The 24,315-nt window shown below is 65.7% G+C and carries 20 protein-coding genes; 5 read left to right on the top strand and 15 right to left on the bottom strand.

Features of this window, described 5'->3' with window-relative positions; all coding sequences use genetic code 11:
* Nucleotides 1-127: 127 nt before the first annotated feature.
* The 3 genes from GM672_RS17875 to GM672_RS17865 all read right to left on the bottom strand — a co-directional run bounded on the left by GM672_RS17875 (nt 128) and on the right by GM672_RS17865 (nt 4,960).
* Entirely contained in the window at nt 128-997 is an 870-nt protein-coding gene (locus tag GM672_RS17875) for a DUF4123 domain-containing protein (RefSeq protein ID WP_155471891.1), read from the bottom strand.
* 9 nt (nt 998-1,006) lie between these two features.
* Entirely contained in the window at nt 1,007-3,889 is a 2,883-nt protein-coding gene (locus tag GM672_RS17870; protein ID WP_155471890.1) for a type VI secretion system Vgr family protein, read from the bottom strand.
* Nucleotides 3,890-4,117: 228 nt separating this feature from the next.
* Complete coding sequence (locus tag GM672_RS17865; protein ID WP_155471889.1) at nt 4,118-4,960, bottom strand: hypothetical protein; 843 nt, start codon at nt 4,958-4,960, stop codon at nt 4,118-4,120.
* Nucleotides 4,961-5,175: 215 nt separating this feature from the next.
* On the opposite strand from GM672_RS17865, the gene GM672_RS17860 reads away from it, so the two are divergent.
* The gene (locus GM672_RS17860) at nt 5,176-6,141 is read left to right on the top strand and encodes a quinone oxidoreductase family protein (protein ID WP_155471888.1); all 966 of its coding nucleotides are present in this window, start codon (nt 5,176-5,178) and stop codon (nt 6,139-6,141) included.
* A 251-nt stretch (nt 6,142-6,392) separates the two neighbouring features.
* Here GM672_RS17860 and GM672_RS17855 read toward each other — a convergent pair whose 3' ends face one another.
* Entirely contained in the window at nt 6,393-7,943 is a 1,551-nt protein-coding gene (locus GM672_RS17855) for a methyl-accepting chemotaxis protein (protein ID WP_155471887.1), read from the bottom strand.
* 177 nt (nt 7,944-8,120) lie between these two features.
* Between GM672_RS17855 and GM672_RS17850 the strand changes: the two genes are divergently transcribed.
* Nucleotides 8,121-8,891 carry a GAF domain-containing protein gene (locus tag GM672_RS17850; RefSeq protein ID WP_155471886.1) on the top strand — a complete coding sequence of 257 codons (771 nt, stop codon included), beginning with the start codon at nt 8,121-8,123 and terminating at the stop codon, nt 8,889-8,891.
* A 55-nt stretch (nt 8,892-8,946) separates the two neighbouring features.
* Here GM672_RS17850 and GM672_RS17845 read toward each other — a convergent pair whose 3' ends face one another.
* From GM672_RS17845 to GM672_RS17830, 4 genes are all read right to left on the bottom strand, one after another.
* On the bottom strand, nt 8,947-9,399 hold the full coding sequence (locus GM672_RS17845) for an ester cyclase (RefSeq protein WP_155471885.1): 453 nt from the start codon (nt 9,397-9,399) through the stop codon (nt 8,947-8,949).
* A gap of 33 nt (nt 9,400-9,432) precedes the next feature.
* Nucleotides 9,433-10,044: an NADPH-dependent F420 reductase gene (locus GM672_RS17840; protein ID WP_155471884.1), complete on the bottom strand. Its 612-nt coding sequence runs from the start codon at nt 10,042-10,044 to the stop codon at nt 9,433-9,435.
* A gap of 231 nt (nt 10,045-10,275) precedes the next feature.
* The gene (locus tag GM672_RS17835) at nt 10,276-10,737 is read right to left on the bottom strand and encodes a DoxX family protein (RefSeq protein WP_155471883.1); all 462 of its coding nucleotides are present in this window, start codon (nt 10,735-10,737) and stop codon (nt 10,276-10,278) included.
* Nucleotides 10,738-10,910: 173 nt separating this feature from the next.
* Nucleotides 10,911-11,852, bottom strand: coding sequence for an AraC family transcriptional regulator (locus tag GM672_RS17830; protein WP_155471882.1), 942 nt, complete (start codon nt 11,850-11,852; stop codon nt 10,911-10,913).
* A gap of 106 nt (nt 11,853-11,958) precedes the next feature.
* On the opposite strand from GM672_RS17830, the gene GM672_RS17825 reads away from it, so the two are divergent.
* The 3 genes from GM672_RS17825 (at nt 11,959) to GM672_RS17815 (ending at nt 14,458) form a co-directional block, all read left to right on the top strand.
* Nucleotides 11,959-12,699 carry an SDR family oxidoreductase gene (locus GM672_RS17825; RefSeq protein WP_155471881.1) on the top strand — a complete coding sequence of 247 codons (741 nt, stop codon included), beginning with the start codon at nt 11,959-11,961 and terminating at the stop codon, nt 12,697-12,699.
* Nucleotides 12,700-12,733: 34 nt separating this feature from the next.
* Entirely contained in the window at nt 12,734-13,480 is a 747-nt protein-coding gene (locus GM672_RS17820; RefSeq protein WP_155471880.1) for an SDR family oxidoreductase, read from the top strand.
* Nucleotides 13,481-13,561: 81 nt separating this feature from the next.
* A complete protein-coding gene (locus GM672_RS17815) occupies nt 13,562-14,458 on the top strand; it encodes a LysR family transcriptional regulator (protein WP_155471879.1) in 897 nt (298 codons plus the stop codon).
* A gap of 7 nt (nt 14,459-14,465) precedes the next feature.
* Here the strand turns inward: GM672_RS17815 and GM672_RS17810 are convergent, their stop codons facing one another.
* The 7 genes from GM672_RS17810 to GM672_RS17780 form a co-directional block, all read right to left on the bottom strand.
* Nucleotides 14,466-15,392 (bottom strand): LysR family transcriptional regulator, encoded by a 927-nt coding sequence (locus GM672_RS17810; RefSeq protein ID WP_155471878.1) that lies wholly within the window; start codon nt 15,390-15,392, stop codon nt 14,466-14,468.
* Nucleotides 15,392-18,571: an efflux RND transporter permease subunit gene (locus GM672_RS17805; RefSeq protein ID WP_155471877.1), complete on the bottom strand. Its 3,180-nt coding sequence runs from the start codon at nt 18,569-18,571 to the stop codon at nt 15,392-15,394. The genes GM672_RS17810 and GM672_RS17805 overlap by 1 nt, the downstream gene beginning before the upstream one ends.
* A 9-nt stretch (nt 18,572-18,580) precedes the next feature.
* On the bottom strand, nt 18,581-19,723 hold the full coding sequence (locus tag GM672_RS17800) for an efflux RND transporter periplasmic adaptor subunit (protein ID WP_155471876.1): 1,143 nt from the start codon (nt 19,721-19,723) through the stop codon (nt 18,581-18,583).
* Nucleotides 19,724-19,736: 13 nt separating this feature from the next.
* Complete coding sequence (locus GM672_RS17795; RefSeq protein WP_155471875.1) at nt 19,737-21,152, bottom strand: efflux transporter outer membrane subunit; 1,416 nt, start codon at nt 21,150-21,152, stop codon at nt 19,737-19,739.
* Complete coding sequence (locus GM672_RS17790) at nt 21,149-21,811, bottom strand: CerR family C-terminal domain-containing protein (protein ID WP_155471874.1); 663 nt, start codon at nt 21,809-21,811, stop codon at nt 21,149-21,151. Before GM672_RS17790 ends, GM672_RS17795 begins: the two co-directional genes overlap by 4 nt.
* A 199-nt stretch (nt 21,812-22,010) precedes the next feature.
* The gene (locus tag GM672_RS17785; protein WP_155471873.1) at nt 22,011-22,652 is read right to left on the bottom strand and encodes a glutathione S-transferase family protein; all 642 of its coding nucleotides are present in this window, start codon (nt 22,650-22,652) and stop codon (nt 22,011-22,013) included.
* Between the two features lie 285 nt (nt 22,653-22,937).
* Nucleotides 22,938-24,302, bottom strand: a complete 1,365-nt coding sequence (locus GM672_RS17780) for a hybrid sensor histidine kinase/response regulator (protein ID WP_170300122.1) — start codon at nt 24,300-24,302, stop codon at nt 22,938-22,940.
* Between the last annotated feature and the right edge of the window lie 13 nt (nt 24,303-24,315).

Genomic DNA, 24,315 nt, shown 5'->3' with positions numbered 1-24,315 from the left:
ACGGCGCCGCTCCTCCGACACCGTCACTACTTCGATGGTTTGGTTGTTCCTAGTCATATTCACAGTCGTATTCCTATCCGTAAGGATACCGCATCGACTGTGTCTGGTGGATCAGGGGGCTATCTCATCAGCTTTCGTCAAGCAGGTCGTACAGATTGTCGATTAGGTTTCCTCTGATCCAACTAGCGGAACGTAAAAGACTTAGTAGTCGTGAATCGGTTCTGATATCGTCTTTAGACACAAGTGCATAGATGGAGATTCCAACTATATCTGGAAAAGATTCAATATCATATTCAAGAGAGAGTCTTCGCGCTTCCGCTATCTTTATGTAGAACTTCGCGTGATCTTTCTCGGGCAACAGTTCCGGGTAGTCGCGTTCAATAATGCTGATTACATGGTCAGGCGTTCCTGCCTCGACCAGGAAGCCGAATTCTTCATCGGTCAACACAATTTCGCTACACTCTTCAGCAGTTCGTGCGGGCTTCAGAAAAACGACCTCGCCAGCTCGATCCGGATAGTTCCATTCTTCGATAGTAGCGGATAAGACCTGCCAAAGTCTCCCTTGAGGACAACCAGGCACGCTTTCCAGGATGCGAGTGTCGGCAAACCTGAGTATGAATTCCGTTTGATCGGTTCCCCTGATATTGACTAATTTTTTCCACCGCCCGGCGATGTCCTGGCCGGAGTGTGCTGATGCGATGAAGCTCAGCATCGGCCGGTTGCGACGATGTCGCGCCAGTTTCATGAGCATAGTCCGCAACGAGATAGCATTCATCGCTGGCAGCTCCACCAGATACGGGGACACCGCCATCAGTTCGTGCAGCGCATCGGAATCGTACAAGCAGTACTTTTGCGCGAATTCCGGCGTCGACTTCTCATCCGCATCGAATGCCCCATCCATCAGGGCAAACCAGTTCAGCTCCGGACGCTTGTCAATCGCGGCCATGATGGCATCGGTAACGAGCACAGGGTTGCATGGGTCTACCGCAAAATACATAGATATTTCCTATTTCAGCGACAGCGCGCTGCCGGTGCGCAGCGCCTTCATCAGGCATTCGACACAGACGGAGCGTGGCAGCTTCGGCAGAGGGTAATCCAGCTTCTCTGGGCCATTGAAACTCTTCTTCCCGGCGTTGATGGTGATCTTTCCAGGGGCCTGCACGGTGATATTGCCGCCAGCGATCGTGATGTTCGCGCCCCCTGCGGTGGAAAGACTGATCGTCTTGGCGGCCGCCCAATCGACTGTCGCATTGGCGCTGATGATGCTGACTTCGTCCCGCGCCTGCACCTTCAGCTCGTCGCCCTGCGCTTGCATCACCACTTCGCCTTGCGCTGCGATCATCTGCACGCCAAAACCGGCCTCTCCCGCCTGGACCGCACCGCCCAGTATGCCGATTGCCTGGCGGCTGTGCACGCGCATCTGTCCTCCGGCGACGTATTGGCTGTCGGCCCCACTCATCAAGGAAATCGTTTCGCCATTGGCCAGCTGTACGGCCTGTCCAGCCGTGATACCCAGTCCTGCCTTCGCGCTGATGGCGATAATAGGCGAACTGGTATGGGGCACGGAAGTGTCGCCCGGCGCCGTCTTTTTCTCTTGCGCGTCCGCCTTGGCGGCATCGAGATCACTTCCGTCAACCATGCCCGAAACAGCCGACTGCATCGCCGCAAGTGGCGGTTCATTTTCATCCAGTTTGCTCGCCCCGGCTTTGGAAGCGCCTACGTGCGAGGCCAATGTAACGGTCTGGTGCGTGCTGGCGGCTTCGCTGAAGACCTGTGCCACTTTCGCGGCCTGCTTCAGCAACGCGATGCCGGGTGCGTTGTCGCCAGCGGGATCGCGCGAACTTGAACCGTGTTCGACCTTGTAGCTGCTGATCAGCAGACCGGCGCCCGCGCGCACGGCGCCATAGGCGTCGGTACGCAGCTCCGCTCCCTGTCCCCGGAAGCTGCCCCGATAGTTGTCCGCACTATGAATCAGGTGCCCCAGATTAAGTTCGCTGGATGCGTGGGTGGACCTGAGTTGCACTCGACCTTGCGCGTCCGTATCGTCGAAGAGAAGCTGGTTGTAGCCGGCGCCGCCAAACTCCTTCGTCCGGACGCCCCATTGCGCCGTGCCATTGCGATGACCGGCGTGGTCGGCGGAGGCACCATGCCATACCGGGCTGTTGCCAGCCGCCAGATTTCCCTGTGCGGAGGTCCGATGGTCGGTGGCGGCGGTAAATGGCTGCGCGTCGCCGGCGTCGTCCTGTTGACCGCCGGGTGTCGGCGCAATGCCTCCTTCGCCACGGCCGTTATACAGGGCCCCCGCGACGATTGGACGGTCGATATCGTTTTCCAGGAATTGCACCAGCACTTCCTGCCCGATGCGGGGCAAGAATTGGCTGCCCATGCCGCCGCCGGCAGCGCGCTGGGCAACCCGCACCCAGCATGTGGCATTTCCATCGTCCTGCCAGTGAAAACGGATACGTACCCGCCCCAGTCGATCGCAATGGAGTTCGTCTGCTCCGGCTGGCGAGTCGCTGCCATCGGCGCCAACGACAATCGCGCTTTGCGCACCATGTGCCGTGGGCCGCGAATGCGTGCGACCATCGCTTCCCGCCAACTGGGGGCGCCAGACGATGTCGGCTGCAACGGCATCGAATACATTGGCGTAGCCAGTCGCGCTTGCCTGCTCGACCGCCTGGTAGAAATCGGCCGGTATCTCGGCCAATACCTCGACCGTGCTTTCCTCCAGCAGTTCCGGAATGGCACCGAACAGCTCTGCAAGCGCCTCACGGGCAGGGCTGGGCAAGTTGTTGATCCCAATGCTGACGACTTTCAGCAGGACGAACGCGCTGGGGCCGTTGGCGAATTGCTGGAGCGGACCCTGCGTAACGGCAATGCGCGTGCCTGCGGCCATCGTGCGAACCGTGGAGCGCCCCTTCCATGCCTGGGCTGCCGCTTCACGAGCCTCCATCTGGATATCGGCGTAGCGCCTGGCTTGCTCGGCATTGAGAAATGCATACTGGCCGGGAACGTCATAGCTCTCCAACGGTGGAAGCTTGCCGGACGTCAGGCGGGAGGGGGCGCTCGCCGTGACGGCGCGTTTGGCCTTGTAATCATGGCTGAGCAAGGTCGTCAAGCTGGCCGACAGCTTGCGCTGTCGTTGCAAGACCTGGATGGTGTCGGAAGTTTCCGCAGATCGCGCACCATGGAAGCGGATACCATTTTCCGCCAGGCTGCTTGCATCCTCGGGCACCGCGCAGATTTGCGTACTGTCCGAAAATATCACGACACCGACCCCATCTTCCAGTTGCTCGTGGCGCCAGCCCAGTCCTTCTTCCGTCAGCAATCGCTCGATAAAATCCAGGTCCGACTCGCGATACTGGCAGCAGTAGCTACGTGGACTGGTCTGGTCCATGAACGACACCGTTTCGTCGCTCCATCGCCATTGAGCCAGCGGGGCATATTGGCCAAGTACATCGTCAACAATCTCGATAACGGTCCTGTCTTGCCATACGCGGCTGTTACGTACCTGCGTCAGCCGCCAGGTCCAGGGTGTCAAGCGTAGCCTGTAACGGGCGAACCCGCCTTCGCTGCCAAGCATTGCCACTTCCGTGATTTCACCATGGAACCTGGTACGGCTTCCGTCGGCGAGGCTGACGGCCATCGCAGCTTGTTGTCCCAGCAGGCTGGTCCCGTCGATATAGGCATTCGTCGACAATACGATGACATCGCGCATCCCGGGTGTCTGTACCGCATCCATGGCGACGAATGCCTCCACCAGCAGTCCGCCGGAACCGAGATCGACTTCCGATCCGGTTTCGCCAGTCAGGAAGAACTCATACAGGCGCGTGGCACTGAGAAATTGCGCGAGTGCGGCCGTGAGTTTTTCAACGAGATAAGACGCCATAAATATATTCAGTAATACCGGATATTAAACAAGTCGCGGACGGCGAGACGGGAACGAAGTGCGAAGCTCGTTATTTTAACCAGGTATTCGGAATGGGAGTCGGTGAATTTCCTTGTTGTCGCTCAATAGGAGCCTGGAATACCTGACAGGGCTGCAGTGCATTATTTCCAATATTGCCCAGATATACTGTTCATATATCGAGCGCCCAGCCACCGTACCTGCCGGTACCTAGCCTTCGACGGTACAAATATGCTTCTTGTCCTCGATCGTCACGCCCATAGCGGATACGAGCTTGCCCGGGCCGTTGTACATCAGGTTCAGTTGTTGCGCTTCCGAGATCTTGAACATATAGGTAAAGCCGTTCGAACCGTCGGTCAGGGTGGCGGTTTCGAGTTCTGCCTTGTCGAGCTGGAATTTCTCGTCGCCAACCGTTACGACGCCACCGGCTACCTGCACCGTGCGCTCCGGCTGGGACAGCAGGTTGGCCGTGCTGACGCATTTCATCTTCCGGCTGCTCGCATCGAGCAGCTTGGCCAGCGATACATGCAGGGGTTTCGCGTTCAGCTGATCCATCGCGCCGACGTTGCTGCACGATAGCTGTCGCTCGCCACGCAGCAGCAAAGCCTTGTTCTCGACCGCCTTGGCCTCGGCCTGCAGCTGGAAGTGCACCTTGCTGTCGTCGCTTTCCGTGTCCAAGGTGGCCATCGCGTAATGACCGCCGCCATCCTGGCGGTGACGTGACAGCAGGATGCTGGTGCTCTTGCTCAGGTCCGAATCGATGCCCGCCGCGCTGGCCTTGCCGTTCGCCGCTACCGTGATCGATCCGCCCTGGTTCTTCATTTCCGGCAGTTGCAGGCATTCGCCCTGGTAGGTGCCTGCCACCAGCGGCGCAATGGCGGGCCAGAAGCTTTCGGCGGGCGCCTCGGGCGGCGCGTTGTCGGCTTGCTGCGCATCGTCGGGCGCATCGGCCTGCGCTGCCACTGGCGCTTCGGCCGCTTCGTCCTTCTTGCCGCAGGCGCCCAGCAGCAGGGGCAGGGCCAATGTGGAATACAGGGTCAGGCTGCGAATCATGGATGCTCCTATCGATTAGATGCGCTACGCTAGCATGATGATTGCATTTATTGCAAGAGCGCGTGTATGCCGGTTTCATGTGCGGCGTCGCGGCAACGGCATTTGCGGCACAAGAGGATTGTCATGCGTATGGGAACAGTGGTGGGTTAATCCAGCCGTTTATCGCCGACTCGGTGCGGTCTACGATGGCTCCATCAACCAACCGGGAGTGCAGAATGAACCAGCGTATCCGCATCAACCAGACCGGCGCCCCCGCCGTCATGCAGGTCGAAACCTTCGATGCCGTCGGCGTGCCCGGGCCAGGCCAGGTCCACCTGCGCCACGAAGCGATCGGGGTCAACTTCGTCGATACCATGTTCCGCGCCGGCACCTACAAGATGCCGCTGCCGCTGGACATGGGCGTGGAAGGCGCCGGCATCGTCGTCGCTGTCGGCGAAGGCGTCACGCACGTGGCGCCGGGCGACCGCGCCGCCTACTTCTTCGCGTTCGGCGCCTATGCCACCGAGCGGCTGATCGACGCTGCCCAGCTGGTGAAGCTGCCGGAACACGTCGATGCCGAAACGGCCGCCGCCACCTTCACAAAGGGCTTGACGGCGTGGATGATGCTGTTCGGCGCGCACCGCGTGCAGCCCGGCCAGACGGTGCTGGTGCATGCCGCCACGGGTGGTGTCGGCGCCATGGTGGCGCGCTGGGCCCATGCCCTGGGGGCGACCGTCATCGCCACGGGGTCGCCGCACAAGGCGGCGTCGTTGCGGGAGGCGGGCATCGCGCACGTGCTCGATTCGGCCGATCCCGCGCTGGCGCGGCAGGTGCGTGCGTTGACGGCAGGGCGGGGTGTGGATGTCGTCTATGAACTGGTGGGGCAGGCCACGTTTGCGCAGTCGGTGGCGGCGCTGCGCGACGGCGGGCACCTGGTCCACGTGGGCAGTGCTTCCGGCAGCCCGGCCGTGGACAAGGACGCACTGGCCGCGCGCGGCATTCATTACCAGCAGCCCAGTACCGGCCGATACGTGGGCGACCGCGCCGGCCTGGAACGGGCCAGCCGCGCCCTGTTCGCGGCGCTGGGCGACGGCATGTTCGGCGCGATCACGCCGGCGCGCTATGCGCTGGCCGACGCGGCGCTGGCACACCACGATATCGCGGCGCGCCGGCTGAACGGTCCCGCGGTGTTGCTGCCGTAAAGGCCTCAGGCATCCGGGGCGCCGTCAATCGCGGGCGATTCAGCCTTGAACAGCGCAGCCGGCCCCACCGTGCCGTCCCCTTCGCAGGTGATGTCCGGCAGCCGGCCGTCCGGCGAGCGCCAGCAATCTTCCGGCGCCGCGCCATGAACGCCACCGGCGCTTGAGGACAGGTCATTGCCGGTGCCGGCAGGGCGAAGCGACGCTGCATGGTGTCTCCGATCGACGCAAGGACGACACGCTGCCATGCGCCATCAAGCCTCCAGCTGGAAGGTATGTACCACGCCGGCCAGTTCGGCCGCCTGCGTGCGCAGGGCCTCGGCCGCCGATGCCGCCTGTTCCACCAGGGCCGCGTTCTGGCAGGTGGTGTCGTCCAGCTCGACGATGGCGTTATCGACGTATTCGATGTCGTCCGTCTGCGTGCGGGTGGCGTTCGAGATCTCGGTCATGATCTGCGTGACGCGGCCGATGCCTTCGACCACGTCGCGCATCGTCGCGCCGGCCTGGCTGACCTGGTCGGTGCCGATGCCGACCTTGCTGACCGAGTCTTCGATCAGCGCCTTGACTTCCTTGGCGGCGGCGGCGGAGCGATGCGCCAGGTTGCGTACTTCGGTGGCGACGACGGCAAAGCCGCGGCCCTGCTCGCCGGCGCGAGCCGCTTCCACCGCCGCGTTCAAGGCCAGGATATTGGTCTGGAAGGCGATGCCGTCGATGACGCCGATGATGTCGACGATGCGGCGCGACGACTCGTTAATCAGGTTCATTGTCGTGACGATGCCTTCCACGGCCGCGCCGCCACGCTGCGACACGGCGGAGGCACTGGCCGCCACCTGCCGGGCCTCGGCGGCGTAGTCGGCATTGCGGCGCACCGATGCGATCAGCTGCTTCATCAGCGTGGCAATCTTGGCCAGCGACTGGGCCTGGTTTTCCGTGCGTGCCGACAGGTCCAGGTTGCCGGAGGCGATTTCGGCCGATGCCGACGCGATTGCATCGGTACCGCCGCGCACCTGGGTGACGATGCCGGCCAGGCCATCGCGCATCGTGCTCATGGCCTGCAGCAGGCTCGATGGGGCGGCGCGGGCCGTGTCGACGGGGCGGTGCAGTTCACCCCGGGCGATGCCGCGCGCCACGCTGGCCGCATACGAAGGCTCGCCGCCGAGCTGCTTCAGCAGGCCGCGCACGATCGCCGTGCCTGTCACGGCGCAGACCAGGGCGCTGAGGATGCTCAGTGCGCCGATCCAGTACTGGGCGCGCGCGGCCTGGGCGCCGGTGGCCTTGCTGGCATCGGAAGTGCGCTGCTGCAGGTCGTGCAGCAGCACGCCGATATCGGCCACGATCTGCCGGCGCAGCGGGCTGCATTCCTCGACCAGGAAGGTGCCGAAGCCCTCCATTTCGTTCGCCTCGCGGTATTTGCGTGGCCGTTCCAGCGCCGCCGCCATCTGCACCAGGCCCGAACGCACCTTCTGCCAGGCCGGGTTCTCGCGCAGCGGCACGTCCAGTTCGTCCAGCTTCGCCAGGTACAGCGCCTTGTGCTGGTCCACCAGCTCCAGCTCGCGGCGTGCCGCCGCCAGGTCGGTGAAGATATAGGCATTGCGGGCGGCGATGCCGGTCTGGTCGAGTGCCTCGCGCGCTTCGTACAGGGGCTCGAGCTGGGTGCGCCGCAGCAGGTCGGCGTTTTCCAGCGCGCCATCGATGAAGCGCACCTGCGAGATCGCCGTCACGGCAAGCACGATGGTAAACAGCAGTGCAAGGGCGAAGGCCGTGTACAGCTTGGTGGCGATGCTGATGTGGCGGAAGGCGGTCATGATGGCTCGATGAATTGATGAAAGTGACGATTTATGCGGCGATGATGCCCTATAAATTTCCATATGGCAATGTAAATTAGTGAAAATGCGTGTCAAATCCGATACATTCATCAAATTAATCAAATGCTGGCGCTGGCCCGGCTTGTCGGTCTATACTGCCGATAAATGAAAGAATTTATGCATAGCAACTCTACAAACGGGCCGGAGGACGATCCGGTCCTGACCACCAGCGCCGCGGCGCGCCTGTTGGGCGTTGCCACCAGTACCGTGCAGCAGTGGATGGAAAGTGGTGCGATCGATTCATGGAAGACGCCCGGTGGCCACCGCCGCACGCGCCTGAGCCGCATTGCCCGGCTGCTGGAGCCGGCCGGCGCGGTGCAGGCCGTGGCGGCGGCCATGTCCGCTGTCACGGCAGCGGAATTCCAGGCGACGGCGGCGCCGGCCTATCCCGTCGGGCGCGACGAAGCCACGCGCCTGGTGGCGCTGGCCGCCTCGGGCCTGATCGATTCGCCCGCCGAAGCGCGCTTCGACCGCATTGTGCGGCTGGCCGCTGCCGTGACGGGCTCGCCGATCGCCCTCATTTCGCTGCTCACCGCCGAACGCCAGTGGTTCAAGGCGCGCGTCGGGCTGGAAGCGCAGCAGACCCCGCGCGAATGGGCCTTCTGCTCGCACGCGATCCTGGAGCACCAGCCCTTCGTGGTGGAAGATGCGTCGGCCGACGCGCGCTTCGCCGGCAATCCGCTGGTGCAGGAAGACCCCCGCATCCGCTTCTATGCCGGCGTGCCCCTGCGCGACGGGGCCGGCAATGCGCTGGGCACCCTGTGCGTGATCGACCGTGAACCGCGCAAGCTGCGCGCAGCCGAACTGCAGGGGCTGCTGGACCTGGCCGCCATCGCGATGGAAGAACTGCCCGCGCCGCCGCACGGTGCGCGCAACGAGGGCAGCTAGCGGTTCCCCAGGGGCAGCCTCGCTGTCGATGCCCGGCCGCGCGCGGACCGTTGGCTCAGGCAGGCAGGACGCCCAGCTGCTGCATCAGCGAATACAGGTGCGCCACGCCCCAGTGCTCCGTGATGCGGCCATCGCGCACGCGCATCACGTCGACCGTATCGAAGCTGATGGCGCGACCCGTCGCCGGTACGCCCAGGAAGGTATCGCGGTGCGTTCCGTGATAGGTCTTGTAGGTGGTGACCATGTCGCCCTGGGCCGACTGCCAGTGGATCACGGCGTGGAAATCCGGGAAGGCTCGGCGCAGTGCGTGGTACAGGCGCCGCGCACCGGCCTTGTCGGGCGTGCCGCCCAGCTGCGGCGTGTGGTCGACGAAGTCGTCGGCGAACAGCTGGTCGAACAGCGCGAAATCGCCGCCGCCCTGGACCAGTTCCGTGTTGCGGCGTACGACGGCCTTGGCGGCCTCGCCGAGGGCATGCGCGTCGGTATGCTCGTTGGTATGCGTGGTCATGGCATTGTCCTCTATTAAATGGAAATGTGACGATCAGCCCAGCTTGACGAGATTCGCGGCCGGCAGCGGGCCGCCGGGGAACTGCTGCAAGGTGCCGCCCACGGCCAGGCTGCCCAGGTCGATGCCGGCAAAGCCGAGGCGCTCGATCAATCCCGCGACGGTGCTCTTGGCCGCCTGGTCGTCGCCCGACAGGAACACCACGCGCCGGCCACCATCCTGCCCCGGGTCGCTCGCCAGCACGGCGGCCAGCAGCGTGTTGAAAGCCTTGACGACTCTTGCGCCTGGCGCCAGGCCGGCCACCACCTGGCTGGAATTGCGGCCGCCCAGTTCGGCCAGGCGGAAACCCGGCAGCAGCACGGGATTGGTCGCGTCGATCAGGATGCGGCCCTGCCAGTCGATGCCGTGCAGCGCCTCCTCGAGGCGCGACCAGTTGACGCTGACGAAGACGATATCGGTGGCCGCCGCCTGCCGTACCGTGCCGGCGCTGGCCCGTGGCCCCAGCTGGCCGGCTAGTGCCGCCAGCGATGCCGGGCCGCGGCTGTTGCTGAGGATGACGTCGATGCCGGCGCGGGTCAGCTGGCGCGCCATGGCCTGGCCGATGGCGCCTGCGCCGATGATGCCGACGGTGGTGACGGAGGTGTTCATGTCTGTTTCCTTTCGAGTGGGAAGAGTGCCTTGTGCGCTCTCGATGAAGCCAGTGTAGGGGCCTGCACTAACGTGATAAATGCGTGGTTTATCCCAGCACTGTTCCCGATTTCGTGACAATCTACCGGGCTTCAGGATGCAAAAAGCCCCCGGGACCGGAGGCTTCGTGGAGGACGTCAACGCAAGAGCGCGCGGCATGCCGCGCGTTCGCTCTTCACCGCTGTCCGAAGATCAGGCTGGCTGGCGGCTGCCGCGCACCGTGCGCCCAAGGCGGGCCAGGCGGCTGTCGATGCTGAAGGCACCGGCGCCGAAGGCCGCCACCTGCAGCAGGCCACCGGCCATCGCGAAGTTCTTCAGCAGGTGGATGAACTGGTTCTGATCGCCGATGGCATTGTGGAAGGCCAGGCCGGCGACGATCGAGAACGCGGCCAGCAGCGCGGCGACGAGGCGCGTCCGGTAACCCAGCGCCAGGGCCAGGCCGCCGCCCACTTCGATGGCGATGGCGGCCAGCAGGCCGGCGGTGGCGAAGGGCAGGCCGACCGACTGGATATAGCCGATGGTGGCGGCTGGCGCGGCGATCTTGCCCAGGCCGGAGATGACGAAGATCGCGGCAAGCAGCACGCGGCCTGCGGCCGGTGCGATGGTGGTGACGGTGGCGTTGTTGGCGGCGGCGTTGTCGATGGTGGAGTTCATGATCGATCCTTTCAGTGTCTTCGGTGGTTTGGACGCTGCGTTTGCAGCGGGTATGGACACATCTTAGGCGCCGTCAAAGCATCTGAGTAGCCTATATAAATAGATTGAAACCATCTGTTTCGTGGATGGGTTGTGGCGAAGCCCGCCATCGACCGCGCTCGCGGGCGAGGCGCCTACTGCATCGCCATCCGCTGCGGCGGCGCCTGCGCCGGCAGCTGGATCAGGGCATTGCGCATCTCGGCAGCCTCGTTCGCCGGCGTGCGCCCGAAGAAGCGCTTGAATTCGCGGCTGAACTGGGACGGGCTCTCGTAGCCCACCAGGTGCGAGGCCGTGGCGGCGCTGACGCCGTCCTGCACCATCAGCAGCCGCGCCTTGTGCAGGCGCGTCGTCTTCAGGTACTGGATCGGTGTCGTCAGCGTCACGGCCTTGAAGTGGCTGTGAAAGGCCGGCACGCTCATGCCGGCCTCGCGCGCCAGCGTGCCCACGTCGATGGGTGTGTCGTAGCTGGCATGGATGCGCCGCAGCGCCTTGCCGATCTTGCCGAAGTGACTGTGCTGCGTCAGCGAGGCGTGAATCGCGCCGCCCTGCGGCCCCGTCAGCACCCGGTACAGCAGTTCCCTGACGATCGACGGTCCCAGGATGCGCGCATCGCTTGGCGACTGCAAGGCCTGCAGCAGCCGCAGCAGCGCGTCGCTCATGGCCTCGTCCAGCGGCGTCGAGAAGATGCCGGCCGGCGGATCGGCGCACGTGGCCGATCCTTCCAGTGCCAGCACCAGCTCCGCCGCCACTTGCAGGTCGATGCGCAGGGCCACGGCCAGCATCGGTTCGTGCACGCTCGCCTCGGTCTCCGATTCGAACGGCAGCGGCACCGACAGCACCAGGTAATGGCGTGGATCGTAGGTGTAGACCGCGTCGCCCAGGTAGCCGCGCTTGCGGCCCTGGCAGACGATGACGATGCTCGGTTCGTACAGCACGGGAATGCGGGGAATCGGTGCGTTGGCGCGCATGAAGCGCACCCCTTCCAGTGCCGACAGCGTGTAGCCCTCGCCGGGCGCAAGCGCCTCCAGCAAGGCGATGGTGGATTGTTGACGGGTGCTCTGGTGCGCTTGGCTCATCGTATGCGGATATAGGATCAGGCAATGCGCAGATACTATCCGATATTTTCGCACCAGGCCCCCGCCGGCATACTGGCTCCATCGTCAACCACACATGGAGAACAGCATGAATGCAGTCAATCAAGGCAAGGTCGTCCTGATCACCGGCGCCAGCAGCGGCATCGGCGAAGCCACTGCCCTCTACCTGGCCGCGCGCGGCATGCACGTCATCCTCGGAGCCCGCCGCACGGAGCGCCTGGAAGCGCTGGCGGCACGCATCGCCGGGGAAGGCGGTTCAGCCGCCGTGCGCAGCCTGGACGTCACAAGCCTGGAAAGCATGCAGGCGTTCGTTGCCTTTGCGCTGGAACGGCACGGCCGGATCGACGTGATCGTCAACAACGCCGGCGTCATGCCGCTGTCCAAACTGGAAGCGGGCAAGGTCGATGAATGGAACCGCATGATCGACGTCAACGTGCGTGGCGTGCTGCACGGGATCGCCGCGACACTGCCCGTCATGCAGCGCCAGCGCAGCGGGCAGGTCATCAACCTGGCGTCGATCGGCGCCTACACCGTCAGCCCCACGGCCGCCGTGTACTGCGCCACCAAGTTCGCCGTCGCTGCCATCTCGGAAGGCTTGCGCCAGGAGGTCGGGGGCGATATCCGCGTCACCGTCGTCTCGCCCGGCGTGGTCGAGTCGGAGCTGGCCGAGTCGATCTCGGACCCGGGCGGGCGCGAGGAGATGCGCACCTTCCGCCAGGTGGCGATCAAGCCGGAAGCGATTGCCCGCACCATCCACTTCGCCATCGAACAGCCGGCCGACGTGGACGTGAGCGAAATCATCGTGCGGCCCACGGCCAGCGCGTACTGAACCGCGCGGTCACTTTCCAATGAAAGGAGCAAGCATGGAACTGCAAGGCAAGGTCGCCCTCGTCACGGGCGCATCGAGCGGCATCGGCGCCGCCACGGCAAGGAAGCTGGCGGCGGCCGGCGTCAGGGTAGGGCTGGCAGCACGGCGGCAGGACCGGCTGCGTGAGCTGGTCCAGGAGATCCAGGCGGCGGGAGGCACCGCCCTGGCGCTCGGCATGGACGTCACCGACCGCGCCCAGGTCGAACGGGGCACCCAGGCGTTGCTGGCCGCGTTCGGCAGGGTCGATATCGTCTTCGCCAACGCCGGGCTGATGCCGATTTCCGATATCGCCAGCCTGAAGGTGGACGAGTGGCACCGGATGGTCGACGTCAACATCAAGGGCCTGCTCAACACGGTGGCCGCCGTGCTGCCGGCGATGCGCGAACAGCGATCCGGCCATATCCTGACGACGTCGTCGATCGCCGGGCGCAAGACCTTTCCCGGCCTGGGCGTGTACTGCGCCACCAAGCACGCCGTGGCCGCGTTCTCCGATATCCTGCGCATGGAAGTGGCGCCGAAGTTCAATATCCGCGTCACCTGCCTGCAGCCGGGCGCCGTCGAGAGCGAGCTGTTCGAACATATCTCGGATGAAGGCTACCGCGGCCAGATGGAAGGCCTGAAGGCGCAGATGACGTTCCTGAAGGCCGACGACGTCGCCGACAGCATCCTGTATGCGCTGCGGGCGCCGTCCCATGTCGACGTGGCCGAGCTGTTCGTGCTGCCCACGCAGCAGGCCTGGTAGCCCGCGCCACGGAGGGCAGACGGATGCAGGGCAGCCTATATAATCCGCACTGACCAATCCTACCTTCCGTGGAGCAGAACCATGCTGGACGCCATGTCGCTCGATCAGCTGCGCACCTTTATCGCCGCGGCCGAGGAAGGCAGTTTTTCGGCGGCCGGGCGCAAGCTGCGCCGGGCCCAGTCCGTGGTCAGCCACACGCTGGCCAACCTGGAACTGCAGGTGGGCTTTCCCCTGTTCGAGCGCACCGGCCGCTATCCGCAACTGACCGACGCCGGGCGCGTCCTGCTGGACCAGGCCAGGGCCGCCGTCGGCGGCATGGACGCCTTCAAGGCGCGCGCCCGCACCCTGGCCGAAGGGCTGGAGCCGGAACTGGCTGTCGCTGTGGATGTGATGTTTCCCATCGCCGTGCTGACGGCGGCGGTGCAGGCCTTCCACCGCCAGTTCCCCAGCACGCCGCTGCGGCTCTATGTGGAGGCGCTGGGCGCCGTGGCCCAGCCGCTGCTGACGGGCCAGTGCCGCCTTGCCGTCATCGGCTCGCTGCCGGACATTCCGCCCGACTGCGTGACCGAATACCTGCTGGCCGTGCCGGCCGTGACGGTCGCCGCGCCGGATCATCCGCTGGCGAAAATCCAGGGCACGGTGTTGCGCAGCGAGGCGATGCGGCATGTGCAACTGGTGCTGACGGACCGCTCCACCCTCACGGCCGGGCGCGACTTCGGCGTGGTGTCGCCGCAGGTGTGGCGCCTGGCAGACCTGGGCGCCAAGCATGCGTTCCTGAAGGCGGGGCTGGGCTGGGGCGGCATGCCGCTGCATATGGTGGAGGCGGACCTGCGCGACGGCACGCTGGTGCCCATCGAACTGGAAACCAGCCCTACCGTGGGCACGGGCTTTTCGATGAATGCCGTGTACCTGAAGCAGCAGCCGCCGGGACCGGCCGGGCGCTGGTTCGTCGAGCGCCTGAAGGGCGCGCAAGCCTAGGACGGTTTTACTGCCTGGGCCCGGGCGCCAGCGTGTACGGGCTTTGCGCGAACAGGTCGGCCATCCATTCGACGAACACGCGCACGCGCGCGCTCAGGTGGCGGTTGGCCGGATAGACGATATGGATCGGCACGGGCGGCGCCTGCCACTGGCGCAGCAGCGGCACCAGGTCGCCGCTGTCGACATGGCGGCCGGAGATGAAGGCCGGGGCATGCATGACGCCCAGGCCCCCCAGCGCCGCCGCCAGCATGGCACCGCTGTCATTGACGGCAACGAAGTGACGCCCCTTGACGGTGATGCTTTCGCCTGCCGCCGTCAGGGTGACCGGCAGCTGCCGGTTCGAGCCGGCAACGATGTAGCGGATCAGCGCATGGTCCCGTTCCAGGTCCAGCGGGTGCTCTGGTGTGCCGTGTTCGGCCAGGTAGGCGGGCGAGGCGCACAGGATCTGCGGCAGGCTGCCCAGGTGGCGGGCGATCAGCGAGGGATCGGTGACGGCGCCGGCGCGGATGACGCAGTCGACCCGCTCGCCCACCAGGTCCACCGGCCGGTCGCTGGCGCCGATGTCGAGCTGTACGTCCGGGTAGCGGCGGTGGAACTCGGCCAGCGTGGGCATCAGCAGCAGCGACGCGATGGCCGTGCCCATGTCCACGCGCAGCCGGCCGCGCGGGTGGCTGCGCGAGCGCGCCACCTCGTCCTCCACTTCATCCCATTCCTCCAGCAGCCGCGCCACCCGCTCGAAGTAGGCGGCGCCGTCGCTGGTCAGGTCGACGCGCCGCGTGGTGCGGTTCAGCAGCTTGATGCGCAGGTGCGCCTCCAGCGACTGCACCAGCTTCGTCACGCTGTTGCGTGGCAGGCGCAGCGAATCGGCCGCCTTCGAAAAGCTGCCGCTCTCCACGACGCGCACGAAGGCACGCACCGCCGTGAAGTGATCCATCAATGCCCCTTCATGCCGGCGTTGCGCACCATCGGATTGCCGTCGGCGTCGACCGCCTCCAGCGCATGGGGCCCGTGCGGCACCTCATGTGCATGGTCGGGATGCGGGTGGCGGCGCAGGCGGCGCACCGTGCGGCCCAGCCAGTGCTCAAGGTCGTCCACGTAGGTGAACACGGCCGGCACCACCAGGAGGCTCAGCAGGGTCGACGTGATCAGGCCGCCGATCACCGTGATGGCCATCGGCGAACGGAAACTCGGGTCGGCGCCCCAGCCCAGTGCCAGCGGCAGCATGCCGGCGCCCATGGCGATGGTGGTCATCAGGATCGGGCGGCTCCGCTTGTGGCAGGCATCCACCAGCGCGTCGAAGCGGCTCATGCCGTCCTGGCGCGCCAGGATGGCGTAATCCACCAGCAGGATCGAGTTCTTCGTGACGATCCCCATCAGCATGATCAGGCCGATCATCGACGGCATCGACAGGGCGCGGCCCGTCACCAGGAGGGCCACGATGGCGCCACCGATCGACAGGGGCAGCGCCGCCAGGATCGTCACCGGCTGCATGAAGTCCTTGAACAGCAGTACCAGCACGCCGTAGATGCACAGCACGCCGATGGCCATGGCCAGGCCGAAGCTGGCGAACAGCGACGCCATCTCCTGCGCGTCGCCCAGTTCGGCGATCTTCACGGATGGCGGCAGGTTCTGCATCGACGGCAGCGCGCGCGCTTGCGCGTTCAGTTCACCCAGCGAGCGGTTGCCCAGTTCCACGTCCAGGGTCACGTTGCGGCTGCGGTTCAGGCGGTCGATCTGGGCCGGACCGCTTTCCATCGTGATGGTGGCGACGTTGGCCAGCATCACGGGGCCGTTGGTGCCCGGTACCGTCAGGCGGCCGATGGCATCGAGGTCGGCGCGCACGGCGTCGGGCAGCTTGACGCGGATCGGCACCTGGCGCTCGGGCAGGTTCATCTTGGTCAGGTCGAAATCGTAGTCGCCGGCCGTGGCCACGCGCACCGTCTCACCGATGGCGCTGGCCGTCACGCCCAGGTCCGCCGCGCGGGCGAAGTCGGGGCGCACGATGATTTCGGGGCGCACCAGCGAAGCGCTCGACGTGACGTTGCCGATGCCCTGCAAGGTGCGCAGTTCCCGTTCCACCTTCTGGGCCGCGCCCATCAGGGCGATCGGGTCTTCCGACTGCAGCACCAGCTGCATCTTCACGCCCGTATCGGGCGGGCCGACGGTGAAGCGGGCACCAGGAATGGCGGACAGCTTGGCGCGCAGCAGGCTGTCCAGTTCCGGCATCGATTCATCGCGCTCGGTGCGGTGGATGGTGGTGATGGTCAGCACGGCGCGGCGCGCTTCGGCGGCGGCACCGGGGGCGAAGGCATCGCCGGACGAGCCGCCGCCGATGGAACTGAACACGCCCGTGATGCCCGGCACCTGCATGGCCGCCTGGCGCGCCTGTTCGGCCACGAGTTTCGTTTGCGCCAGGGTCGAGCCGGGCGGCAGTTCCAGGTTGACCTGAGTCTGGTCGCGGTCGGCCGGCGGCACGAATCCGGTCGGCAGCAGGCCTACCAGCATGATCGAGCACACGAAGAAGACGGCCGACGCGATGGCCGTGATGCCCCGGTGGTTCAGGCACCACTTCATCGTGCGCATATAGCGCGTCATGATCCAGCCGTCCTTCTCTTCCTTGTGCACCTTGGGTTTGAGCAGGTAGGCCGCCATCATCGGGGTGAGCAGCCGCGCCACGACGAGCGATGCCAGCACGGCCAGTACGGCGGTCCAGCCGAACTGCTTGAAGAACTTGCCGGGAATGCCGCCCATGAAGGCGGTGGGCAGGAACACGGCCACCAGCGCGAAGGTGGTGGCGATCACCGCCATGCCGATTTCGTCGGCCGCTTCCATCGCCGCCTGCATCGGTGTCTTGCCCATGCGCAGATGGCGTTCGATATTCTCGATCTCGACGATGGCGTCGTCCACCAGCACGCCCACCACCAGCGCCAGCGACAGCAAGGTCACGGTGTTCAAGGTATAGCCGAACCAGTAGATGCCCAGGAAGGCCGGCATTACCGACAGCGGCAGGGCAGCGGCGGCTACCAGGGTGGCGCGCCAGTCGCGCAGGAACCACCACACCACCAGCACGGCCAGCAGGGCGCCTTCGTACAGCAGCTCCATCGAGCCGTCGAAGTTCTCCTTGACGGGCGATGCGTTGTCGATCGATTCCTTCAGTTCGATATTCGGGTATTCGCCTTTGAGCTTGGCGATGGCGGCGCGCGCGCCGTCGGCCACGGCCGTTTCGCTGGCGCCCTTGGTACGGAAGATCTCGAAGGCCACCGTGGACAGGCCGTCCTGCGTGGCCACGGCGCGCGGCTCGGCGATGGTGTCGGTGACGGTGGCCACCTGGTCCAGGCGGATATGGCGTCCATCTCCCAGCGGGATGTTCATCGCCGCCAGCTCCTGCGCCGACTGCACGGTGGCGATGGTGCGCACCGACTGCTCGGCCCCGCTGACATCGCCCCGGCCGCCCGGGGCTTCACGCTGCACCAGGCGCAGCTGGCGGGACACGTCCAGCGCCGACACCTTCAGCGCGGCCATGCGCGCATCGTCCAGTTCCACGCGGATTTCTCGGTCGACGCCGCCGGCGCGCTTGACGGAGCCGACACCAGGCACCGCCAGCAGCCGTTTCGCCACCGTATTGTCGACGAACCAGGACAGGTCGGCGTCGTCCATCTTGTTGCCGCCCGTCGCCTTGGCGCGGGCCACGAACGTCAGCACGACGCGGCCGGCGGTCGACACCTTGCTGACGACGGGGTCGCGCAGCTCGGCCGGCATGTCGGCCTTGACCTGGGTGACGGCGTCGCGCACTTCGTTGACGGCGTCCGACAGGTTCTTCTCCAGCACGAATTCGACGGTGACGGTGGCCACGCCGTCGAGTACCTTCGTGTAGATGTTCTTCACGCCTTGCAGCGTGGCGACGGAGTCCTCGATCTTGCGCGCCACCTCGGTTTCCAGCTGGGCCGGCGCGGCGCCCGGCAGCGAGGCCGAGACGGTGACGATGGGCAGTTCGATATCCGGGAAGTCCTGCACGGGATTGGCCTGGTAGGCCAGCAGACCGGCAAGGGTCAGCAGGACGAACAGCATGATCGCCGGGATCGGATTCTTGATCGACAGGGCGGAAAAATTCATCGCGGCTCCTTAGCGCTTGGCGCTCGGCGGCACGGCGGCGGGGGCCGCCACCTGGCGTACCAGGTCGCCGTCGTTGAGGAAGCCGGCGCCGCTCAGCACGACGGACGTATCGGGCGCCACGCCGGCCACCTCGATGCGGTCGCCCAGGCGCCGGCCCGTGCGGACCTTGACCTGGCTGACGCGCGAATCGGGATTCAGGCGGAACACGTACGGGAAGCCGTCGCGCACCACCACGGCCGGTTGCGGCAGGGTCAGCGCGTCCGACGTGCCCAGCTCGAACTGGCCGGTGGCGAACATGCCGGCCTTGAACGGCGCGTTGCTGCGCAGGTCCGCCGGCAGGTCCACGTACACCAGCGCGGAACGGGTCTGCGGGTCGACGGTGGGCGCGATCATGCGCACCTTACCCGTCAGTTCGCTGCCGTTGGCCGCTTTCACCTTGACGCTGCCGCCCGGCTTGATGTTCTTCAGTTCCGTGGCCGTGACTTCAGCGCGCCACTCCAGGCGGCCCTGGCGAATCAGCTTGAACAGCTCCGTGCCCGTGCCGACGACGGAGCCGACAGTGGCGCTGCGCGCGGAGATGACGCCGGCATCCGGCGCCACCACCTGCGTGTATTTCAGGCGCAGCTGCTGCGCCGCCAGCGCGGCGCGGGCCGACGCGATGCGGGCGTTGGCGGTCTGCTCGGCCGTCAGGTACTGGCTGATCTGCTGTTCCGACAGCGCGCCGCTGGCCTGCACGGCGCGGGCGCGGCGGGCGTCGGCCTTGGCCGCCTCCGCGTTGGCCTGCGCCTCGGCCAGCGCGGCGCGCGACTGGGCCACATCGGCATTGACGGTATCGGCCGAGAACACGGCCAGCACTTCGCCCTTCTTGACGACGTCGCCGACGTTGACGCGCACTTCCGTCAGGCGCAGGCCGTTCGACTCGCTGCCGATGACGGCTTCCTGCCAGGCCGTGACGTTGCCGTTGGCAGCCAGCTGCAGCGGCAGCGCGGCGGTGGCGGGGCGGATCGTCGTCACCGTCAGCGCCGGCGTCTGCGCCGTCTTCTGTTCTTCCTTGGCCGCCGCGGCCGGGGTCATGACGGCCACGCCGGCACTTGCGGCAATGCACAGGGCCAGCACGGCCAGGACGACGGGTTTGTTCTTCATCTTGTTCATAGTGGTGTCCGTTTTATTGTTGCGCCGGGCGGCTCCAGCCGCCTCCCGCCGCGCGGTACAGGGCGATCCATGCGGCGCTGCGTTCGCGCTGCAGGCCCACCATGGTGTTCTCGGCCGCCAGGCGCGTGCGGCGGGCGTCTTCCAGTTCCAGCAGGCTGGCCATGCCGTTCTTGTAGCGGTCCTCGGTGGCGACAAAGGCGCTGCGATAGCCCTCCAGCGCCGTTTGCGCGTCGCCGGCCCGCTCGTCGGTGGCCTGCAGGTTCACCAGCGCTTCCTCCACTTCGCGCACGGCCTGGCGCACGCTGCCCCGGTAGTTCGTCACGGCGGCCTCGTAGCGCTCCTGCGCGGCGACGACGTTGGCGCGGCGCGTGCCGGCATCGAAGATGGGCAGGGTCATCTGCACCGGACCCAGGTTCCACGTGCTGGCCGTGACGTTCTGGCCTTCGGCGTGCACGCGGCCACGGCCCACGGAACCCGTCAGCGACAGTTTCGGATAGCGTTGCGCCTGGGCGCCGGCGACTTCGAAGCTCGCTGCCGCCACTTCCCGTTCGGCCGTGAACACGTCCGGCCGCTGTGCCAGCGTCTGCGCGGGCAGGGCGGCGATGGCGATGCCCTGCGCCGGCGACAGCGGCGGGGCCGACGTGGCCGCACCGAGGCGGTTGCGCAGGGTGGGTTCGTCCAGTGCCGTCAGGGCCACCAGGGCCTTGACGTTGACATCGCACTGGGCGCGCTGGGCAATGGCGCGGCTGTTGGCATCGGCCGCGCTGGCACGAGCCTGGGCCGCCGTGGCCGGCGCCTGGAACCCAGCTTGCGCCGTCAGGTCCGTCAGGCGGGCCGTGTCGGCACGCGACTGCGCGTCCTGCTGCGCCACCGCGAGCAACTGTTCGCAGGCGCGCAGGCCGTAATAGGCGTTGGCCGTTTCGGCGGCGACCGACACGCGCGCGTCGTGCCAGCCGGCCTGCGCGCTGTCGAGGCGGGCCTGGGCGGCATCGCGCGCGGCGCGGTTGGCGCCGAACAGGTCGATCTCCCACGAAGCCTGCACGAAGGCCTGCGACGTCGTGTTCGACGGCACGCTGGCCTGCTGCTGGCTGGTGCGGCTGGACGTGACGACGCCCGTCACGCCGGGGGCCAGCGCCGCGCCGGCGGCGGTGCGTTCGGCCCGGGCCTGGCCGATGCGCGAACGGGCGCTGGCCACGGTGGGGCTCACTTCCTGGGCCGCTTCGATCAGCTGGGCCAGCAGCGGGTCGCCCTGGCTGCGCCACCAGCCCGAGAGCTCCGTCACTGCGCCGCCGTGCGGCAGTTGCGTGGGCAGGGGGGCCTGCCACTGGGCGGGTTCCTGGGGCGGCACCTGGCGGGCAGGCGCCGTCAGGCCGCAGCCCGTGAGTGCGCATGCCGCCGCGACGGCGAACGCACAGAGTGTGTACCTCATGCTGCTCCTTTCTTCAGTGTTTCGATTTGCGCCAGCACGATCGCTTCGGCATAGCCGGCCAGCCGTGGCAGCCAGCCCCGCAGCGCATCCGGCGCCGCCAGCAGCTGCGGCGTCAGTGCCTTGATTACGTCGGTGCCGATCATCAGGTGCACGCCCATGCTGGCGCAGGCGTGGGCCATGCGGTGGATTTCGTCGTCGACGGGTACGCCCATGTGCCGCGCCAGCACGCCGACGAAGGCCGTGTGCTCGGCGCGGATGCCGTTGTCGACCTCGTTGGCCCAGACACCCATCGGCTCGAGGATCTCGCGCAGCCACAGGCGGCTGCACAACTCGGCTTCCTCGCCCTCGAGCATGGGCCCCAGCAGCTGGGCGTAATAGCCCTCCAGCGACTGGCGCAAGGTGAAGTGCGGCTGGTCGAACATGTCGATATTGTTTTGCGGCGGCGGCAGGAAGTCCGTCAGCGCGGCCTTGTACAGGCCCGCCTTGTCGCCGAAGTAGTAGCTGATGGCCGACACATTGGCGCCGGCCGCCAGTGCGATCTCGCGCGTGGACGTACGGGCGAAGCCCTGTTCCGCGAACAGCTTCATCGCCGCCAGCAACAGCTTCTCGCGCGACTGCTCGCCATCCGAGCGGGATTTTCGTATTTGCTTTTCAACCATTCCCGGATTACATCATAGAATTCAAGCAATTGATATAACTAAATCGGTCGTTTGAACAATAGTGGGCAGGCGCGGACGAACGTTGCGGAGATGTTGGTTCGTGCACTTGATCAGCAGCTGTTTCCCCAAACCGGTCGCCGAAGCGGTGGGACACTCGTTTCGCGCATCGCACTTCGGTATCGACACCGAATTGGGGTGGCTACCAGCGGGGAGGGATACGCGTGCCTGGCATGACATCGTACGGATCGGCCCAGCGGGGAAGCCGTTTCAGGCGTTCGACCCATGCGGCCAGGTGTGGCCAGCGGGCGGGGATGTCGATGCCGTGTTCTTCCCGTGGATAGAAGTGGTAGCCGCTCAGCGAGAAGTCGGCGATGGTGGGGCTGTCGCCGACGATCCAGTCGCGCGTGGCCAGGTGCTTGTCGACGATGGTGAAGGCGCTCTCGATGCGGCTCAGCAGGAAAGCCGATACGGCCGGATCCGGCGCCGCCTTGCCCCAGGACTTGTTGAAGCGGTAGGTGGCGAAGTAGCTGGTGAACTTGTGGTTATCGTAGAGCAGCCAGCGCAGCACTTCCAGGCGCTCGCTGTCGGTGGCGCCGGCAAAGCGGCCGTGCTTGCCGGCCAGGTACGTGAGGATGGCGCCCGATTGCGTCAGCCGCAGCGCGCCGTCTTCCAGGATGGGCGCTTCGCCCATCTCGTTGTTCTCGTCGCGCCAGTCGGGTGTGGTCGTGACGCCGGCCAGGAAGTCGACGTGGACGGCCTCGAACGGCGCCTCCAGGGCGCGCAGCAGGAATGCCACCTTGAAGGAATTGCCGGATTGGCCAAAGCAGTGCAGACGGACCATGAGCGCTCCATAATGATCGACCAGTTGTCGATTTGCTATGGTAGTGCATTGCGAGGTTTCTTGCCGGCGCTCAAAAATTGCGATGGTGCTGGACAAAAAAATGCCCGCGAACCAGAGGTTGCGGGCAAATTCCAAATGTTCGGAGAACGCTTGGAGGAGACAGTTCCAATATATCGCGCTTTATGTTGCGCTGCAATACCGTAGAACTACGGTGTGCACTGGTTTGTTGGTTTTATGCGCCAGGGCGGTCTATGTGCAGTTGCAACAAAATCATTAATCTGAAGATCAAATCGCGCCAGGGCCGGCTTTCATGGCCAGGGTAAACACGCTGCCCTTGCCGAACTCGCTGGTGAAATACAGGGAGCCGCCCAGCACATTGCTGAGGTTCTGGCACAGGTACAAACCCAGGCCCGCGCCCTCGGCATGGCGGGTCGACGTGGAGTCGAGCTGCGAAAAGGCCTGGAAAAGCTTGGCCTGGTCTTCCGTGCGAATGCCGGCGCCGCTGTCGGCCACGGAGAATTCCACAGTCTTGCTGCCGTCCTCGCGCGTGCCCATGGCCAGGCTGATGCGCACCGTGCCCTTTTCCGTGAACTTGATGGCGTTATTGGCCAGGTTGATCAGGATCTGCGTCAATGCACGGCGGTCCGTATCGAGCGACACGGGCTGCGCCTCCAGCCGCACTTCCAGCGCCAGGCCTTTTTGCGTGGCCAGCGGCCGCAAGGTCTCGGCCACTTCGTTGACGAGGTTCTGGCACTGCACCGTCTCGATCGACAGGGTGACCTTGCCGGCCTCGATCTTGGCCACGTCGAGGATATCGTTGATCAGCGAAAGCAGGTGGCGGGCGCTGGAGCGGATCGTGTTGAGCTGCTTGTCCTGCTCCGTCGTCAGCGGGCCGGGAAGCTTCATCAATAGTGCGCCGGTGAAGCCAATGATGGCGTTCAGGGGCGTGCGCAGTTCGTGCGACATATTGGCGATAAAGGCCGACTTCATGCGGCTGGCCTCGGCCAGTTCCAGGTTCTTGAGCGCGATTTCGCGGTTGATTGTTTCCAGCTGGCCGGCGTGGTGGGCCAGGCGCATATTCAGTTCGATCACCTGGCGTTCGCGTGCCTGCAGCTCGCTGTTGACCTGCACCGCCTGTTCGTAGGTGGAGATCAGGAGGTCGAGGATCTGCTGGCGCTCGGCGTTGATGAAGTGCTTCTGCTCGCCCAGGTAGAGGGCAATGCCCACTTCCATGTTCTGGTTCTTGCGCAGCTTCTGGTTCACCAGCATGTGGCCGATGCGGTTGAGCAGGTAGTCTTCCGCATAGGGCTTGCGGATGAAGTTGTCCGCGCCGCACTCGATGCCGCGGATGATGTCCTTCGGATCGTTCAGCGACGTGACGAGGATGACGGGAATGTCGCGCAGGCCCGCATCGGCCTTGATGGCGCGGCACAGGTCGTAGCCGTCCATCTCGGGCATGACGATATCGGACAGCACCAGGTGCGGCTTGCGCTCGTGAATGGCTTCCAGCGCCAGGCGGCCGTTGCCGGCCACGCGGGCGCGGTACTTGACTGACTGGATCAGCCGGCGCAAGCGCTCGGCCTGGGTCGGGCTGTCCTCGACGATGAGGATCTCGATTTCACCCGGTTCGATTTCGTAGCTCGCGTCCACGGACTGCTCCCAC

Origin of the sequence: Pseudoduganella buxea (assembly GCF_009720835.1) — a bacterium.
Classification (GTDB): domain Bacteria; phylum Pseudomonadota; class Gammaproteobacteria; order Burkholderiales; family Burkholderiaceae_D; genus Rugamonas; species Rugamonas buxea.
The sequence above is the reverse complement of the archived record's forward strand: the minus strand, read 5'-3'. Positions and strand labels throughout refer to the sequence as shown.